The following is a 15,233-nucleotide window of genomic DNA, read 5'->3' as shown; positions in this document are numbered from 1 at the left end:
GGCGGGCGGCGGATCAGGTCGGGTCGGCCAGCACCGAGAGGATCTGCTCGCCGTACTTGGCCAGCTTGTTCTCGCCGACACCGCTGATCCGGGACAGCTCGTCCAGCGAGGACGGGGCGTCGGCGGCGATCTGCCGCAACGTGGCGTCGTGGAAGATGACGTAGGCGGGTACGCCCTGCTCCTTGGCACTGGTCGCGCGCCAGGCGCGCAGGCGCTCGAACTTACCGGCGGCCTCGGCCGGCAGTTCCGCGACCACGGTGGCCGCGCCCCGGGGCTTGGCCGTCTTCGCCGGCCGGGCCGGCTCCCGACGCATCATCACGGTACGTCGACGGCCGAGCACCTCGGCGCTGGCGTCGGTGAGCGCCAGGGTGCCGTAGTCGCCCTCGACGGCGAGCAGGCCCTCGGCGAGCAACTGGCGTACCACGCCCCGCCACGCCGCCTCGCTCAGATCGTCGCCGATGCCGAAGACGGTGAGCGAGTCGTGCCGGTGCTGGACGATCTTGTCGGTGCTCTTGCCCAGCAGGATGTCGACGCAGTGTCCGGCACCGAACCGCTGGTTGCGCTCCCGGTCCAGCCGGAACACCGTGGAGAGCAGCTTCTGCGCGGCGACCGTCCCGTCCCAGGACTCCGGCGGGGCCAGGCAGGTGTCACAGTTGCCGCAGTCACCGTCCAGGCGCTGCCCGAAGTAGTCGAGCAACTGCACCCGGCGGCAGCGGACCGTCTCGCAGAGCGCCAGCATCGCGTCGAGGTGCGCGGCGAGGTTACGTCGGTGGGCCAGGTCGCCCTCGGAGGTGTCGATCATCTTGCGTTGCTGGACGACGTCCTGGAGCCCGTACGCCAGCCAGGCGGTCGACGGCAGTCCGTCCCGGCCGGCGCGACCGGTCTCCTGGTAGTAGCCCTCCACCGACTTGGGCAGGTCGAGGTGGGCGACGAAGCGGACGTCCGGCTTGTCGATGCCCATGCCGAAGGCGATCGTCGCCACCATCACCACGCCGTCGGCGCGCAGGAACCGCTGCTGGTTGGCGGCGCGGGTCGCCGCGTCCAGACCGGCGTGGTACGGCAGTGCGTCGATGCCGTTGGCGGTGAGGAACTCGGCCGTCTTCTCCACCGAGGCGCGCGACAGGCAGTAGACGATGCCGGCCTCGCCCGGGTGCTCGTCGCGCAGCAGGGCGAGCAGTTGCTTGCGTGCCTCCCGCTTGGGCACGATCCGGTACTGGATGTTGGGCCGGTCGAAGCTGGCCACGAAGTGCCGCGCCTCGGTCAGGTTGAGCCGGGTGGCGATCTCCGTGCGGGTGGCACTGGTCGCGGTGGCGGTCAGCGCGATACGGGGTACGCCCGGCCAGCGCTCGTGCAGCATCGACAGGTTGAGGTAGTCCGGCCGGAAGTCGTGCCCCCACTGCGACACGCAGTGCGCCTCGTCGATGGCGAAGAGGCTGATCCGGCCCCGCTCCAGCAGGCTCAGCGTGGCCCGGCTGGCCAGCGCCTCCGGCGCGAGGTAGAGCAGGTCGATCTCCCCGGCGACGAACTCCGCCTCGACCAGTCGGCGGGTGTCCAGATCCAGCGTGGAGTTCAGGAACCCGGCCCGGACCCCGACGGCGGTCAACGCGTCGACCTGGTCCTGCATCAACGCGATCAACGGCGAGATCACCACCGCGACACCGTCCCGGACCAGCGCCGGAATCTGGTAGCAGAGCGACTTGCCGCCGCCGGTCGGCATCAGCACCAGCGCGTCCCCGCCGGCCACCACGTGCTCGATGACCTCCTGCTGGAAGCCGCGGAACGCGTCGTACCCGAAGACCCGCCGCAGCACGTCGAGCGTCGCTGTCACCTTTTCGCTGATGGGCGCGTCGGAGGTGGCCAGTTCGGTGACGCTCACGTCGGCGGGGGAGACCATCCGAGGATTCTACGAGCCACACCGCCTGCGGTACGGACCGCCGTTCCCCCGCCGACGTCGCGCGACTGGCCGGGCAGCACCCGGATCGTGGCAGTGCAGCTGGTCTCGCCCCGGCGTGTCGGCTAGCTGCGGTGCCACGTTGACGGCTGATGGGCTCAGTAGCTCGGGGGGACGGGGACGCGTTTGGCCCAGCGGACCTCGCCGTCGTCGTCGACGTGGCAGAAGGCCACCACCAGGCGGGTCGGGTCCTCCAGCGGCAGCGCGCGGGGTTCGAGACGGTACACCGCGATCAGGCTGCCGTCGCCGGTCGCGCGGGTGCCGATGGCGCCGACGTGCGGTGCGCTTCCCTGCGTACCGTCCGGCTCCTCGCGGGCGGCGGTGTCGGCCAGCCAGTCGTACCGGGCGGCCAGCACCTCGTACTCGGTGGACCAGCCGAATCCGGCGTCGCCGGCGGCGTCGTAGCCGCCCTCGGGGCGCAGCACCCGGGGCGGTGACTGTCGATCGTCCAGCAGCAAGACCTGGTAGGAGCCCTTGCGGGGCGGCCCGGACCAGCGCAGCCGCAGCACCACCGACTGCCGGTCGGGATCGCCGTGGACGCGGTCGGTCGCATGCGGCCAGCCGAGCGCGGCGGCGGCGCGTGCCACCCGGTCCGGTTCCGGCAGGCGGGCCTCGACGGTCACCGCGACCTGGTCACCGCCGTGTGCCCACTCACGTTCCCGTTCGACGAAACGATCCACCGTGGCCAGCACCGCGATCGTGACCGAGACAAGGGCCACCACCCAGCGCAGCCGCGCCCCGTGCCTCCCCATTTCCGGAGGATAACGGTCCCGGACGTCACGTGCCGTCAGTCAGCCGACACGAGCCGTGAAAGGAAGGGACCCTTTCTAACGCCTCGTGTATAGCAGGGGACCCCTCCTTACACTCCCGGGCCGGCGGCGGCGGTGCTGGTGGGACGGGTGCGGCGGTGCGCTCCGTCGGGTCGGGACCGGCGAGCTAGAGTCGGCGCTTGACCATGCCCGGTCGGCTCCGACCGCGGCGCCACGGCTTGGGGGTTGATGGGTGGGCGAGGCGCACACGACCGGTCACCACGGCGGCGTACCCGGTGAGCAGTCCGGGAGGGTGGCCGGCGATACGGACACCACCCTGGTCGTGGTCACCGGCCTCTCCGGTGGCGGGCGCAGCACCGTGGCCCGGGCCCTGGAGAACGTCGGCTTCTACGTGGTGGACAACCTGCCGCAGGCACTGCTGCTGGACATGGCCGAGCTGGCGGTGAAGGCCGGTGGCGCGGCCCGACGCACGGCGATGGTGCTGGACGTCCGCTCGCGTGCCTTCTCCACCGATCTGGCCGAGGCGATCCGGGAGTTGAAGGAGCGTGGCTACGCCCCCCGGGTGGTCTTCGTCGACGCCGACGACGAGGTGCTGATCCGGCGCTTCGAGAGCGTGCGGCGCTCACATCCGTTGCAGGGTGACGGGCGGCTCGCCGACGGCATCGCCGTCGAGCGGGGCCTGCTGGAGGAGGCCCGCGACCAGGCCGACGTGATCATCGACACCAGCCACCTCAACGTCAACCAGCTCCGCCGACGCATCGAGGAGCTGTTCGGCGGGGAGGACGCGCGGCGACTGCGGCTGACCGTGATCTCGTTCGGCTTCAAGTACGGCCTGCCGCCGGACGCCGACTTCGTGATGGACGCCCGGTTCCTGCCCAACCCGTACTGGGTGCCGGAGCTGCGTGAGCACACCGGGCGGGAGGAGGCGGTCAGCGCGTACGTGCTGAGCCAGGTGGGCGCCGACGCGTTCGTTGACGGGTACGCGGACCTGGTCGGCGCCACCACCGCCGGTTTCGAGCGGGAGGGCAAGCGGTACCTGACCGTGGCGGTCGGCTGCACCGGCGGCAAGCACCGGAGTGTGGCGATCGCCGAGGAACTGGCGGCCCGGCTGCGTCGTGCCGGGCTGGCCGCCAACGCACAGCATCGGGATCTGGGGCGCGAATGACGGTCCGGGTGGTGGCCTTCGGGGGCGGGCACGGCCTGTCCGTGTCGTTACGGGCGTTACGTCGCTGCGCCCCTGGGCTCGACCTCGACATCACGGCGGTGGTGACCGTCGGCGACGACGGCGGCTCCAGCGGACGGCTGCGCGCCGAGCGGGGCGGGTTGCCCCCCGGTGACCTGCGGCAGGCGCTGGTCGCGCTGGCCGGCGACCATCCGGCCACCCGACGCAGCGCCGGGCTCTTCCAGCACCGGTTCGGCCCGGCGACGCGCGGCCTGCCCGGTAAGGGTGACGGGTTGGGTGGACACGCGGTCGGCAACCTGGTGATCGCCGGGTTGATGGAGCAGCTCGGCGACCCGGTGGCGGCACTGGAGCACGCCGGGGCGATGCTCGGCGCGGTCGGGCGGGTGCTGCCGATGTCCTGCCAGCCGGTCGACATCGAGGCCCGGGTACGCGCCGCGGACCCCGGCCGCCCGGACGAGGTGTGCACGGTACGCGGCCAGCACCAGGTGGCGATCACCACGGGCCGGGTCGAGTCGGTGCGACTGACCCCGCAGGCGCCGGCGGCGTGCCCGCAGGCGGTCGCCGCGATCGGTGCCGCCGACTGGTTGATCTTCGGGCCGGGCAGCTGGTACACCAGCGTCCTGCCGCACCTGCTGGTGCCGCAGTTGGCCGCGGCGATCCTGGCCAGCCCGGCCCGACGCCTGGTCACGCTCAACCTGGCCGCCGAGAAGGAGACGCTCGGTCTCTCCGTCGCCGATCACCTGGCGGCGCTGCGCTGGTATCTGCCGGAGTTGACGGTCGACGTGGTGCTCGCCGACGCCAAGGCGGTCGGTGCCCCCGAGCCGGTCGACCGTGCGGCAGAATCCCTGGGAGCCCGATTGGTCCTCGCTCCCGTCGCGGTCGATGACGGCACTCCCCGGCATGATCCGGCCGCCCTGGGCGCCGCCCTGGTGCCCGTACTGGGCGCCGATCGTTAGACACGTACGTAATCTCCGGCGACACGCCGGAACGGGTCCGTGAGGGGACGCACAATGGCGATGACGGCTGCGGTCAAGGACGAGCTGAGTCGGGTCGACGTGCCCAAGCCCTGCTGCCGGCGGGCGGAGATGGCCGCGCTGTTGCGGTTCGCCGGTGGGCTGCACATCGTCTCCGGGCGGGTGGTGGTGGAGGCGGAACTCGACACCGGCGCGGTGGCCCGTCGGTTGCGGCGGGAGATCGCCGAGGTCTACGGCTATTCGAGCGAGATCCACGTACTGGCCTCCGGCGGGCTGCGCAAGGGCAGCCACTTCATCGTCCGGGTGGTCAAGGACGGCGAGGCCCTGGCCCGGCAGACCGGCCTGCTGGACGTGCGGGGTCGGCCGGTGCGCGGGTTGCCGCCGCACGTGGTCGCCGCCAACGTCTGCTGCGCGGTGTCCGCGTGGCGGGGTGCCTTCATGGCGCACGGCTCGCTGACCGAGCCGGGCCGCTCCAGCGCCCTGGAGATCACCTGTCCGGGGCCGGAGTCGGCGTTGGCGCTGGTCGGCGCCGCCCGCCGGATCGGCATCACCGCCAAACAGCGGGAGGTACGCGGCGTCGACCGGGTGGTGGTCAAGGACGGTGACGCGATCGCCGCGCTGCTCACCCGGGTCGGTGCCCACTCCAGTGTGCTGGCCTGGGAGGAGCGTCGGGTCCGCCGCGAGGTGCGGGCCACCGCCAACCGGCTGGCCAACTTCGACGACGCCAACCTGCGGCGCTCGGCGCGGGCTGCGGTGGCGGCGGCGGCCCGGGTGACCCGGGCCCTGGAGATCCTCGCCGAGGATGCGCCCGAGCACCTGACGTCGGCCGGTCGGCTGCGGTTGGAGCACCGGCAGGCGTCGCTGGAGGAGTTGGGCGCGTTGGCCGACCCGCCGTTGACCAAGGACGCCATCGCCGGGCGGATCCGCCGGCTGCTGGCGCTGGCCGACAAGCGGGCCCGTGACCTGGGCATCCCGGATACCGAAGCGGCCGTCACGCCCGACATGCTCGTGGTCTGATAGGACGGTGGGTCGTCCCGGCGCGGGCGGGCCGGCGAGGCGCGCCCTCGTCGCCGCGCGTCGTCGAGGCGGTACGGCGTCCGGCGGTGCGGGTGAGGGCAACCACCCGGCGCGGCACGGCTCGCCGCGCTCGGATATGGTCGCTGCGTACGGCAAGGGGGCCGGCACCGGCGCTCCCCGCCGAACCCACCGCCTCGGGGCGGTCAGGTCCCTCGGACCGCGGCGGGGTGGCCGAGATGAACCGTCAACGGCCGGCTCCAACGGTCGGCGCACATCACTTCGCCGGCCGAGGGTCTCCACGCCGGCGAACCAGAACGCGAGGAGATGGGACCTGTGACCATCCGGGTTGGCATCAACGGCTTCGGCCGGATCGGCCGTAACTTCTTCCGGGCAGTGCTGGCGTCCGGCGCTGACGTCGAGGTCGTGGCCGTCAACGACCTGACCGACAACGCGACGCTCGCTCACCTGCTCAAGTACGACAGCATTCTGGGTCGCCTCCCGCACGAGGTCAAGGCCACCGCTGACGAGATCACCGTCGGCGGCAAGACCATCAAGGCGTACGCCGAGCGTGACCCGGCCGCGCTGCCGTGGGGCGACCTGAACGTCGACGTCGTCATCGAGTCGACCGGCTTCTTCACCGACGCCACCAAGGCGAAGGCGCACGTCGACGGTGGGGCCAAGAAGGTCATCATCTCGGCGCCGGCCAAGAACGAAGACGTCACCGTGGTGATGGGTGTCAACCAGGACCAGTACGACCCGGCCAAGCACACCATCATCTCGAACGCCTCCTGCACCACGAACTGCCTCGCGCCGATGGCGAAGGTGCTGCACGACACGTTCGGCATCGAGCAGGGTCTGATGACCACGATCCACGCGTACACCCAGGACCAGAACCTGCAGGACGCGCCCCACTCCGACCTGCGTCGGGCCCGGGCCGCCGCGCTGAACATCGTGCCGACCTCGACCGGTGCCGCGAAGGCGATCGGCCTGGTGCTGCCGGAGCTCAAGGGCAAGCTGGACGGGTACGCGCTGCGGGTGCCGATCCCCACCGGCTCGGCCACCGACCTCACCGTGACCGTCGGTCGGGAGACCACGGTGGACGAGGTCAACGCCGCGCTGAAGGCCGCTGCCGAGGGTCCGCTCAAGGGCATCCTGGTCTACAACGAGGACCCGATCGTGTCGGCCGACATCGTCACCGACCCGGCGTCCTGCATCTTCGACGCGCCGCTGACCAAGGTGATCGGCAACCAGGTCAAGGTCGTCGGCTGGTACGACAACGAGTGGGGCTACTCGAACCGTCTGGTCGACCTGGTCAAGCTGGTCGGCAAGTCGCTGTGAGTGCGACCATCCGCAACCTCGACGACCTGCTCGCCGAGGGGGTGTCGGGTCGGCGCGTGCTGGTGCGCGCCGACCTGAACGTCCCGCTCGACAAGCAGACCGGTGAGATCACCGACGACGGTCGGATCCGGGCGGTGCTGCCGACGCTGGGCGCGCTGGTCTCCGCCGGCGCGAAGGTGGTCGTCTGCTCGCACCTGGGTCGGCCGAAGGGCGCACCGGACCCGCAGTTCAGCCTCACCCCGGTCGCCGGCCGGCTCGGTGAGCTGCTCGGCGCGCCGGTGCACTTCGCCGCCGACACGGTCGGCGAGTCGGCCCAGGCCACCGTGGCGGCGCTCGCCGACGGCGAGGTCGCGCTGCTGGAGAACCTGCGCTTCAACAAGGGTGAGACCAGCAAGGACGACGCCGAGCGCGGTGCCTTCGCCGACCAGCTCGCCGCGTTGGGCGACGCGTACGTCGACGACGCCTTCGGTGCGGTGCACCGCAAGCACGCCAGCGTGTACGACGTACCGGCGCGGCTGCCGCACGTCGCGGGTCGCCTGGTGCTGCGCGAGGTGGAGGTGCTCTCCACGCTCACCGGGTCGCCGGAGCGGCCGTACGTGGTGGTGCTGGGCGGTTCCAAGGTCTCCGACAAGCTCGCCGTGATCGAGGCGCTGCTGCCGACCGTGGACCGGCTGCTCATCGGTGGCGGCATGTGCTTCACGTTCCTCAAGGCGCAGGGTCACGAGGTGGGTACCTCGCTGCTCGAGAAGGACATGGTCGACACCTGCCGCAACCTGCTGGAGCGCGGCGAGGGCAAGATCATGCTCCCGGTCGACGTGGTGGCCGCGGACGCCTTCGCCCCGGACGCGGCGCACGACGTGGTGCCGGCCGACGGCATCCCCAGCCACCGGGTCGGGCTCGACATCGGTCCGGAGACCGTGGCCGGCTTCGCCGCGGCGCTGCGTACCGGTGCCCGGACGATCTTCTGGAACGGCCCGATGGGCGTGTTCGAGATGGCCGCGTTCGCGGGCGGCACCCGGGGGGTCGCCGAGGCGATCGCCGAGTCCGAGGCGTTCAGCGTGGTCGGTGGCGGTGACTCGGCGGCGGCGGTGCGGTCGCTCGGCCTGGACGAGAAGTCCTTCGGCCACATCTCCACCGGCGGCGGCGCCTCCCTGGAGTACCTGGAGGGCAAGACCCTCCCCGGCATCGCGGCCCTGGAGAACTGACTGATGGCAAGTGCTCCCCGCCGGCCGCTGATGGCCGGCAACTGGAAGATGAACCTCAACCACCTTGAGGCGAACCTGCTGGTGCAGAAGCTGGCGGCCAGCCTCAATGAGAAGCAGCTGACCGACGTGGAGACGGTGGTCCTGCCGCCCTTCACCGACCTGCGCACGGTGCAGACCGTGGTGGAGGGCGACAAGCTGCTCATCGGCTACGGCGCGCAGGATCTCTCGGCGCACGCCTCCGGCGCGTACACCGGTGAGATCGCCGGGTCGATGCTGGCGAAGCTGGGCTGCACCTACGTGGCGATCGGGCACTCCGAGCGGCGTGCCTACCACGACGAGGACGACGCCCTGGTCAACGCCAAGGTGCAGGCCGCGCTGGCCAACGGGCTCACCCCGATCCTCTGCGTGGGGGAGGGGCTGGACGTCCGCGAGCAGGGCGGGCACGTGGCGCACTGCGCCGACCAGCTCGACGCGGCTCTGAAGGGGCTCACCGCCGAGCAGGTCACCAAGGTCGTCGTCGCGTACGAGCCGGTCTGGGCGATCGGCACCGGCAAGACGGCGACCCCCGAGGATGCCCAGGAGGTGTGCGGCGCGGTGCGGTCCCGGCTCGCCGAGACCTTCGACCAGGCCACCGCGGACCAGGTCAGGGTCCTCTACGGCGGCTCGGTGAAGTCGTCGAACGTGGCCGCGATCATGGCGCAGCCGGACGTGGACGGTGCCCTGGTGGGTGGCGCCAGCCTGGACGCCGAGGAGTTCGCGAAGATCTGCCGGTTCCCGGAGCACATCACCGGCTGATCGCTCGCTATCCTTGACTCCGCCCGTCCGCCGGTCGGTGCCGCCGTGCCCGACCTGTCCGGGCGAGGATCGTAACGAGAGGACTGACCCCCGCCATGCCGATCTGGTTCGCCTACACGTTGATCGTGTTGCTGGTCATCACGAGCGTTCTGCTCGTCCTGCTGATTCTGCTGCACCGGGGCAAGGGCGGTGGGATGTCCAGCATGTTCGGCGGTGGGGTCAGTTCCAGCCTGGCCGGGTCGTCGGTGGCGGAGAAGAACCTCGATCGCTACACCGTCCTGGTGGGCATCGTCTGGTTCGCCTGCATCGTCGGGCTCGGGCTCTGGCTCCGGCTCGAAGTCGGCACGGGGGTCTGAGCCGCCTCTCCAGTCGTACAATCTGCGCGCGGTCCGTCACTCGACGGGCCGCGCGCAGTCCGTTACACCCGCTGCACCGCGTCGCCCGCCGTCCACCCCTCGACGGCGGTCCCCTCCGACGACAGGAGCGAGCGCCGTGTCGAACGGCCATGTCATCCGGGGCGCCCGGGTCGGGTCCGCGCCCCCACGCCATTCCGAACGCCATCAGCCGGTCCCGTGCCGGTCGGTGAGCTACTGGTGCCGTAACGGGCACCGCACCGACATCCGTCTCGTGGCCGAGGTGCAGGCGCCGCCGACCTGGGACTGCCCGCGCTGCGGGTTGCCGGCGGGGACGGACGCCCACGACCCGCCCGGCCGGGTACGCGCCGAGCCCTACAAGAGCCACCTGGCGTACGTGAAGGAGCGGCGTACCGAGGCGGAGGGGGAGGCGATCCTCGCCGAGGCCCTCGCGGCGCTGCGTCGCCGACGCGGCGCCCGCTGAATCCCGCTGTCTGCCGCAGGCACGGGGCTCGCGCTGAAAGTGTGAGGAAGGGTCCCCTGCTATGCACCAGGCGTTAGCAGGGGACCCTTCCTTGCACGCGTCAGCGCAGGCTGCGGAAGCGGGCGGGGAGATCGGCGGCGGCGGCGCGGTCCAGCAGCCAGAGGGTGCGGCTGGTGCCCTGGACACCGGCCGCCGGCACCTGCACCGGCCCGGCACCGGCCAGCGCCATGCCGACCGCCTGGGCCTTGTCGGAGCCACCGGCCACCAGCCACACCTCTTCGGCGGTGTTGATGGTCGGCAGGGTCAGGGTGGTCCGCACCGGCGGCGGCTTGGGGCTGCCCCGCACCGCGCTGACCGGACGGCTCTCGTAGTGCACCGGGTGCTCGGGGAAGACCGAGGCGACGTGCCCGTCCTCGCCCACGCCGAGCATCAGCACGTCGAAGTGGGGCAGGGCGGCGGTGCCGGGCCGGGCGGCCCGGGCCAGCTCGGCCGCGTAGCGGGCGGCGGCCTCCTCCGGGTCGGCGCCCGCGTCCGACGACGGCATCGGGTGGATCCGGTCCGGGTCGAGAGGCAGCGCGTCGAGGAGGGCCGCGCGGGCCTGCGTCTCGTTGCGGTCCGGGTCGCCGGCCGGCAGGAACCGTTCGTCGCCCCACCAGAAGTCCACCCGGGACCAGTCCACCGCGTCCTTGGCCGGCAGGGCGCCGACCGCCCGGTAGACCGCCGCCGCGATCCGCCCGCCGGTGAGCACCACCGCCGCCTGGCCCCGTTCGGCCTGCGCGTCGAGCAGCTTCACCACCAACCGTGCCGCGACGGCCTGCGCCAGCAGATCCGCGTCGGCGTGTACGGCGACACTCGCCTCAGTCATGCTGTCCTTCCGCGACCGCACCGGCGGTCGGTGTCGTGGTGGGGTATCCGGGCCGGACGGTCAGGAATCGGTGCTGGTGGAGCTGTGCGCGGTGACGCCCGCCTCGGCCCGCCGTGCGGTGCTCGGGTCCTTCCAGACGTGCACGCGTTGACCGGAGCGCCGGTCCAGGTTGGTCAGCCCGGCGAAGGCGCCGAGCGCCTCGGCGTACACCTGGTCGGAGCCGAGCCGGCGCAACTCCTCGGCCAGTTCGTCGCCGAGCGGCCGACGCACCAGCGGCAGCACCCGGTCCTCCTGGCCGGTCCGCCGGAAGACGGCCATGCTGTCGTCCCGGGTCAGCGTCAGCTCGTCGCCGTTGGCGCAGCGCAGCTGCACCTCGCGCATCCGGGGGAACTCCTTGGTCCGCTCCCAGCGCGGCTTGATGCCGAGTCGGCTGCGGAGCCAGCCCCGCATCAGCGCGGCCGTCGGGTCGGTCGGCGGTGCGACCACCGCCGCCTCGGTGAGCTGCGCCTCGGTGGTGTCGAAGGCACCGGCGACCAGGGTGCGCCACGGGGTGATCCGGGTCCAGGCGAGGTCGGTGTCGCCGGGGGCGTAGTCGCGCGCCCGCAGCCGCAGCGCCTCGATCGGGTCGGCGGCCTGGGCGGAGTCGGTGATCCGCCGGTCCGCGACCACACCGAGGAAGTCGGTGGCGATCTCGTCCGGCGGCTCGCCGTGCCACCAGGTGACCACCGGTACGTCCGGCACCAGCAGCGGCATCACGACGGACTCGGCGTGCAGCGCGAGGCGGCCGTACATCCGCATCACCACGGCCTCGCACGGGCCCAACCGGCCACCGACGACGATCTCCGCGTCGAGGCGGTTGCGGTCCCGGTCGACGTCGGAGCGGACCACCACGAGCAGCCGGCACGGGTGCGCGGCGGCGGCGATGGTGGCCGCCGCCTCGGCCTCGCGGACCCGCTTCTCGTCCACCACCACGATCAGGGTCAGGGCCATGCCGCTGGCCACGCCACCGGCACTGCGTCGTTCGGCGGCGAGCGCCTTCACCACCTCGTTGCCGGTGGTGTCCCACAATCCGATCAACGGAGCCTCCAGGTTCGCTCGCGGTGCCCGGTCACGCCCGCCGCCAGGCGCGGCCTTCGCGGGCCAGCATCTCGTCGGAGGCCCGGGGACCCCACTCACCGGACCGGTACGGCTCGGGCTTGCTGCCCTCCCAGGCGGCCACCAGCGGGTCCACCACGGCCCAGCTCTGTTCCACCTCGGCGGCGTCCGGGAAGAGCGTGCGGTCGCCGATCAGTACGTCCAGGACCAGACGCTCGTACGCCTCCGGGCTGGACTCGGTGAACGCCTCGCCGTACTGGAAGTCCATCGCGATGTCGCGGACCTCCATGGTGGTCCCCGGCACCTTGGAGCCGAACTTGAGCACCACGCCCTCGTCCGGTTGGACCCGGATGACGAGCTGGTTGTTGCCGAGCATCTCCATGTCGGCCGCGGTGAACGGCAGGTGCGGGGCCCGCTTGAACATCACCGCGACCTCGGTGACCCGTCGGGGCAGCCGCTTGCCGGCCCGGATGTAGAACGGCACCTCGGCCCAGCGGCGGTTCTGGATGCCCAGCCGCACCGCGACGTACGTCTCGGTGGTCGACGTCTGCGGGACGCCGTCCTCCTCCAGGTATCCCTTGGCCCGCTGGCCGCCGACCCAGCCGGGCAGGTACTGCCCGCGTACGGTGCCGTCGGCGACGTCGTGCGGCAGGGTGATCGCCTTGAGCACCTTGAGCTTCTCGGCCCGGATCTCGTCGGCGTCGAAGCTGGTCGGCTCCTCCATCGCGACCAGGGCGAGCAGTTGCAGCAGGTGGTTCTGCAGCACGTCGCGGGCGGTGCCGACGGAGTCGTAGAAGCCGGCCCGGGAGCCGATGCCGACGTCCTCGGCCATGGTGATCTGCACCGAGTCGACGTACTGCGAGTTCCACAGTGGCTCGAAGAGGCTGTTCGCGAACCGCAGCGCGAGGATGTTCTGGACCGTCTCCTTGCCCAGGTAGTGGTCGATGCGGAAGACGTCCTTGCGGGTGAACACGTCGTCGACCAGGTCGTTGAGCGCCTTGGCCGAGGGCAGGTCGTGCCCGAACGGCTTCTCCACCACGACCCGCCGCCAGCCGCCGCACTTCTCGTTGTCGGCCATGCCGGTGCGGGCGAGTTGCTTGAGCACCACCGGGAAGGCCGCCGGGGGGATGGAGAAGTAGAACGCCGCGTTGCCGTGGATGCCGTGGCTGTCGCGCAGCCCCTCCAGGCAGGAGGCGAGGTTGTCGAACGCGGTGTCGTCGTCGAACGAGCCGCCGACGAACTTGATGTTGTGCTCCAGCCGGGACCAGACCTCCTCCCGCCACGGGGTGCGGGAGTGTGCCTTGGCCGCCTCGCGGGCCAGCGAGGCGAAGTCGCCGTCGCGCCAGTCCCGCCGGGCGAAGCCGACGACCACGAAACCGGGCGGCAGCAGCCCCCGGTTGGCGAGGTCGTAGACCGCGGGCAGCAGCTTCTTCTGGGCCAGGTCACCGGTGACTCCGAAGATCACCAGAGCGCAGGGCTCCGGGATCCGCGGCAGCCGCCGGTCCTGCGGGTCGCGCAGCGGGTTCACGCCGCCTCCTCGCTCCGCTCGTCCACGTCGTCCATCGTCATGCCCGCAGCGACCCGACCGCGTCGATCAACCGGGTCAGGCCCGCCGACCGCTCGGTCAGGTGCAGGTGCAGTAGCGGGCGTCCACGACCGGCCAGGGCGCGCCGGTCGCCGGCGGCCTGCGCCGCCTGTCGTTCCCCGAAGGTGTACGGCTTGCCGGGTACCGGCAGATCAACTGTGACCGTACCGGTTATCTGAAGAAAGCTACCCGCCTGCGGGCCGCCCTTGTGGTATTGCCCGGTGGACTGCAGGTAACGGGGTCCCCAACCGAAGGTCACCGGTCGTCGGGTCAGTGCGGCCAGCAGTGGGCGCAGCCGTGCGGCGGCGGCCTCGGCGTGCGGGTCGAGGAAGGCGGTGACCGCCAGGTAGCCGTGGTCGCCGAGACCGGCGAGCAGGTGGCGCAGGGCGTCGGACAGGTCGTCCGGGGTGCCGGTCGGGGCGTACACCTGGATCGCGTCGGTGCTGGACGACGGCGTCGGCGTCGGGTCGGCCAGGGCCGCCTCGGTGTGCCGGGCGGACTCGGCGGCGTCGGGCCGGTCGGCCGGGTCGACACCGAGCACGGTGGCGGCGACGGCAGCGGCGTACTCCCAGGCCAGGAAGTGCGCGCCGAGGGGGCCGTTGACCGCCACGTCGGATGTGGTGCCACCGGTGGGCACCGCCGGAGCGGCGAGCGCGCCGCCGTAGCTGACGGTGAGCACGCCCGGCCCGGTCAGGCCGGGTTCGTCCGGGGACCCGACCGCCACCGGCAGGATGCCCTGGCCGTCCTTGCCGGTGGCACCGGCGAGCAGGTGCTCCACCCAGTCGCCCAGTCCCTCGACGCCGGTGCCGTCGGCGACCAGCGCGACCGTGTCCCGCCCCGTCGTCGCGGCGGCGGCCAGCGCGGCACCGAGCGTCAGGGCGGGGTTGTCCTGTGGGCGCGACAGCGAGGCCGCGAACGTGTCGGCCTGGTCGAGCAGGTCGGCCACCGGGACGCCGGCCAGCGCGCAGGGCACCAACCCGTACGCGCTCAGCGCCGAGGAGCCTCCGCTCACCGGCGGGTCGGCGGGCACGGTGATCGCCTCCCACTCGGCGGCGGCTGCCGCCAGCGGTGAACCCGGCTCGGTGACCACCACGACGTGTCGACCCGCCTCGGCCTCGCTCAGCCCCGCGTCGAGGAACGCCTGCCGGTAGGCGCGTCGGAGATCGTCCACCTCCGGCGTCGCCTCGGCGGCGCCGGTCAGGACCACGACGGTGCGGGCGAGCCGGTCGTCCAGGGCGGCCCGGATCCGGCCGGGGTCGGTGGTGTCGAGCACGGTCAGCGGGTGACCGGTGGTACGGGCGACGGCCTGCGCCGCGAGCGCGGTGCCGTCCATGCCGAGCAGCACCACGTGGTCGAGGTCGGCCAGTTCCGCCGCCAGTTCGGCGAGGCGGGGGAGCAGATCGGCCCCGCCGTCGCCCCGGCCGGCCGCCGCCCGGGGATCCCACAGGGGTGGGTCCTGGGCGGCCAGCCGGCCCGGGACGTCGGCGTCGACCAGAGCCTGCCGGGTCGAGGCCGGGGTGCTGCCGTCCACGGCCCGTGCGCCGTGCACGGTGAGACCTCCCGCCGACTCGGCGGGTGCGGCCAGCAGGTCACCCACGCCGCCACCCGGACGGGGCGG

14 protein-coding genes are annotated in these 15,233 nt (G+C 72.3%); 8 read left to right on the top strand and 6 right to left on the bottom strand.

Annotated features, from left to right (window positions below; translation table 11 throughout):
* Positions 1-13: 13 nt before the first annotated feature.
* Both recQ and ACFYTT_RS18695 read right to left on the bottom strand, forming a co-directional pair.
* Complete coding sequence (gene recQ / locus ACFYTT_RS18700; RefSeq protein ID WP_387260655.1) at positions 14-1,894, bottom strand: DNA helicase RecQ; 1,881 nt, start codon at positions 1,892-1,894, stop codon at positions 14-16.
* A 155-nt stretch (positions 1,895-2,049) separates the two neighbouring features.
* The gene (locus ACFYTT_RS18695) at positions 2,050-2,703 is read right to left on the bottom strand and encodes a hypothetical protein (RefSeq protein WP_387260652.1); all 654 of its coding nucleotides are present in this window, start codon (positions 2,701-2,703) and stop codon (positions 2,050-2,052) included.
* 310 nt (positions 2,704-3,013) lie between these two features.
* Between ACFYTT_RS18695 and rapZ the strand changes: the two genes are divergently transcribed.
* From rapZ to ACFYTT_RS18655, 8 genes are all read left to right on the top strand, one after another.
* The gene (gene rapZ, locus ACFYTT_RS18690) at positions 3,014-3,886 is read left to right on the top strand and encodes an RNase adapter RapZ (protein WP_387261005.1); all 873 of its coding nucleotides are present in this window, start codon (positions 3,014-3,016) and stop codon (positions 3,884-3,886) included.
* Positions 3,883-4,860, top strand: a complete 978-nt coding sequence (yvcK, locus tag ACFYTT_RS18685; RefSeq protein WP_131052179.1) for a uridine diphosphate-N-acetylglucosamine-binding protein YvcK — start codon at positions 3,883-3,885, stop codon at positions 4,858-4,860. The genes rapZ and yvcK overlap by 4 nt, the downstream gene beginning before the upstream one ends.
* Positions 4,861-4,914: 54 nt before the next feature.
* A complete protein-coding gene (whiA, locus tag ACFYTT_RS18680) occupies positions 4,915-5,895 on the top strand; it encodes a DNA-binding protein WhiA (protein ID WP_131052178.1) in 981 nt (326 codons plus the stop codon).
* Positions 5,896-6,228: 333 nt separating this feature from the next.
* Positions 6,229-7,233, top strand: coding sequence for a type I glyceraldehyde-3-phosphate dehydrogenase (gap, locus tag ACFYTT_RS18675; protein WP_131052177.1), 1,005 nt, complete (start codon positions 6,229-6,231; stop codon positions 7,231-7,233).
* Positions 7,230-8,438 carry a phosphoglycerate kinase gene (locus ACFYTT_RS18670; protein WP_217706037.1) on the top strand — a complete coding sequence of 403 codons (1,209 nt, stop codon included), beginning with the start codon at positions 7,230-7,232 and terminating at the stop codon, positions 8,436-8,438. Before gap ends, ACFYTT_RS18670 begins: the two co-directional genes overlap by 4 nt.
* 3 nt (positions 8,439-8,441) lie before the next feature.
* Entirely contained in the window at positions 8,442-9,233 is a 792-nt protein-coding gene (gene tpiA, locus ACFYTT_RS18665) for a triose-phosphate isomerase (protein ID WP_176094637.1), read from the top strand.
* A gap of 95 nt (positions 9,234-9,328) precedes the next feature.
* On the top strand, positions 9,329-9,589 hold the full coding sequence (gene secG, locus ACFYTT_RS18660) for a preprotein translocase subunit SecG (protein WP_131052175.1): 261 nt from the start codon (positions 9,329-9,331) through the stop codon (positions 9,587-9,589).
* Between the two features lie 136 nt (positions 9,590-9,725).
* Positions 9,726-10,070: an RNA polymerase-binding protein RbpA gene (locus ACFYTT_RS18655; RefSeq protein WP_131052174.1), complete on the top strand. Its 345-nt coding sequence runs from the start codon at positions 9,726-9,728 to the stop codon at positions 10,068-10,070.
* A gap of 100 nt (positions 10,071-10,170) precedes the next feature.
* Here the strand turns inward: ACFYTT_RS18655 and pgl are convergent, their stop codons facing one another.
* The 4 genes from pgl to ACFYTT_RS18635 are packed head-to-tail and all read right to left on the bottom strand — an operon-like array spanning position 10,171 to position 15,212.
* The gene (gene pgl / locus ACFYTT_RS18650; protein WP_131052173.1) at positions 10,171-10,935 is read right to left on the bottom strand and encodes a 6-phosphogluconolactonase; all 765 of its coding nucleotides are present in this window, start codon (positions 10,933-10,935) and stop codon (positions 10,171-10,173) included.
* Between the two features lie 60 nt (positions 10,936-10,995).
* Positions 10,996-12,012 (bottom strand): glucose-6-phosphate dehydrogenase assembly protein OpcA, encoded by a 1,017-nt coding sequence (locus ACFYTT_RS18645; RefSeq protein ID WP_131052172.1) that lies wholly within the window; start codon positions 12,010-12,012, stop codon positions 10,996-10,998.
* Positions 12,013-12,043: 31 nt separating this feature from the next.
* Positions 12,044-13,558, bottom strand: a complete 1,515-nt coding sequence (gene zwf / locus ACFYTT_RS18640) for a glucose-6-phosphate dehydrogenase (RefSeq protein WP_131052171.1) — start codon at positions 13,556-13,558, stop codon at positions 12,044-12,046.
* Between the two features lie 37 nt (positions 13,559-13,595).
* Positions 13,596-15,212, bottom strand: coding sequence for a glucose-6-phosphate isomerase (locus ACFYTT_RS18635; RefSeq protein WP_387260643.1), 1,617 nt, complete (start codon positions 15,210-15,212; stop codon positions 13,596-13,598).
* Positions 15,213-15,233 lie beyond the last annotated feature (21 nt).

The sequence above is a fragment of the Micromonospora sp. NPDC003816 genome, assembly GCF_042874705.1.
Lineage (GTDB): Bacteria > Actinomycetota > Actinomycetes > Mycobacteriales > Micromonosporaceae > Micromonospora.
Note: the sequence above shows the minus strand (reverse complement) of the source record. Positions and strands in the feature narration are given on the sequence as shown.

What these genes read in the sequence shown, in the direction of transcription:
- pgl (WP_131052173.1), bottom strand. Translation starts at nt 10,935, where the DNA reads ATGACTGAGGCGAGTGTCGCCGTACACGCCGACGCGGATCTGCTGGCG.
- secG (WP_131052175.1), top strand. Translation starts at nt 9,329, where the DNA reads ATGCCGATCTGGTTCGCCTACACGTTGATCGTGTTGCTGGTCATCACG.
- tpiA (WP_176094637.1), top strand. Translation starts at nt 8,442, where the DNA reads ATGGCAAGTGCTCCCCGCCGGCCGCTGATGGCCGGCAACTGGAAGATG.
- yvcK (WP_131052179.1), top strand. Translation starts at nt 3,883, where the DNA reads ATGACGGTCCGGGTGGTGGCCTTCGGGGGCGGGCACGGCCTGTCCGTG.
- ACFYTT_RS18695 (WP_387260652.1), bottom strand. Translation starts at nt 2,703, where the DNA reads ATGGGGAGGCACGGGGCGCGGCTGCGCTGGGTGGTGGCCCTTGTCTCG.
- recQ (WP_387260655.1), bottom strand. Translation starts at nt 1,894, where the DNA reads ATGGTCTCCCCCGCCGACGTGAGCGTCACCGAACTGGCCACCTCCGAC.
- whiA (WP_131052178.1), top strand. Translation starts at nt 4,915, where the DNA reads ATGGCGATGACGGCTGCGGTCAAGGACGAGCTGAGTCGGGTCGACGTG.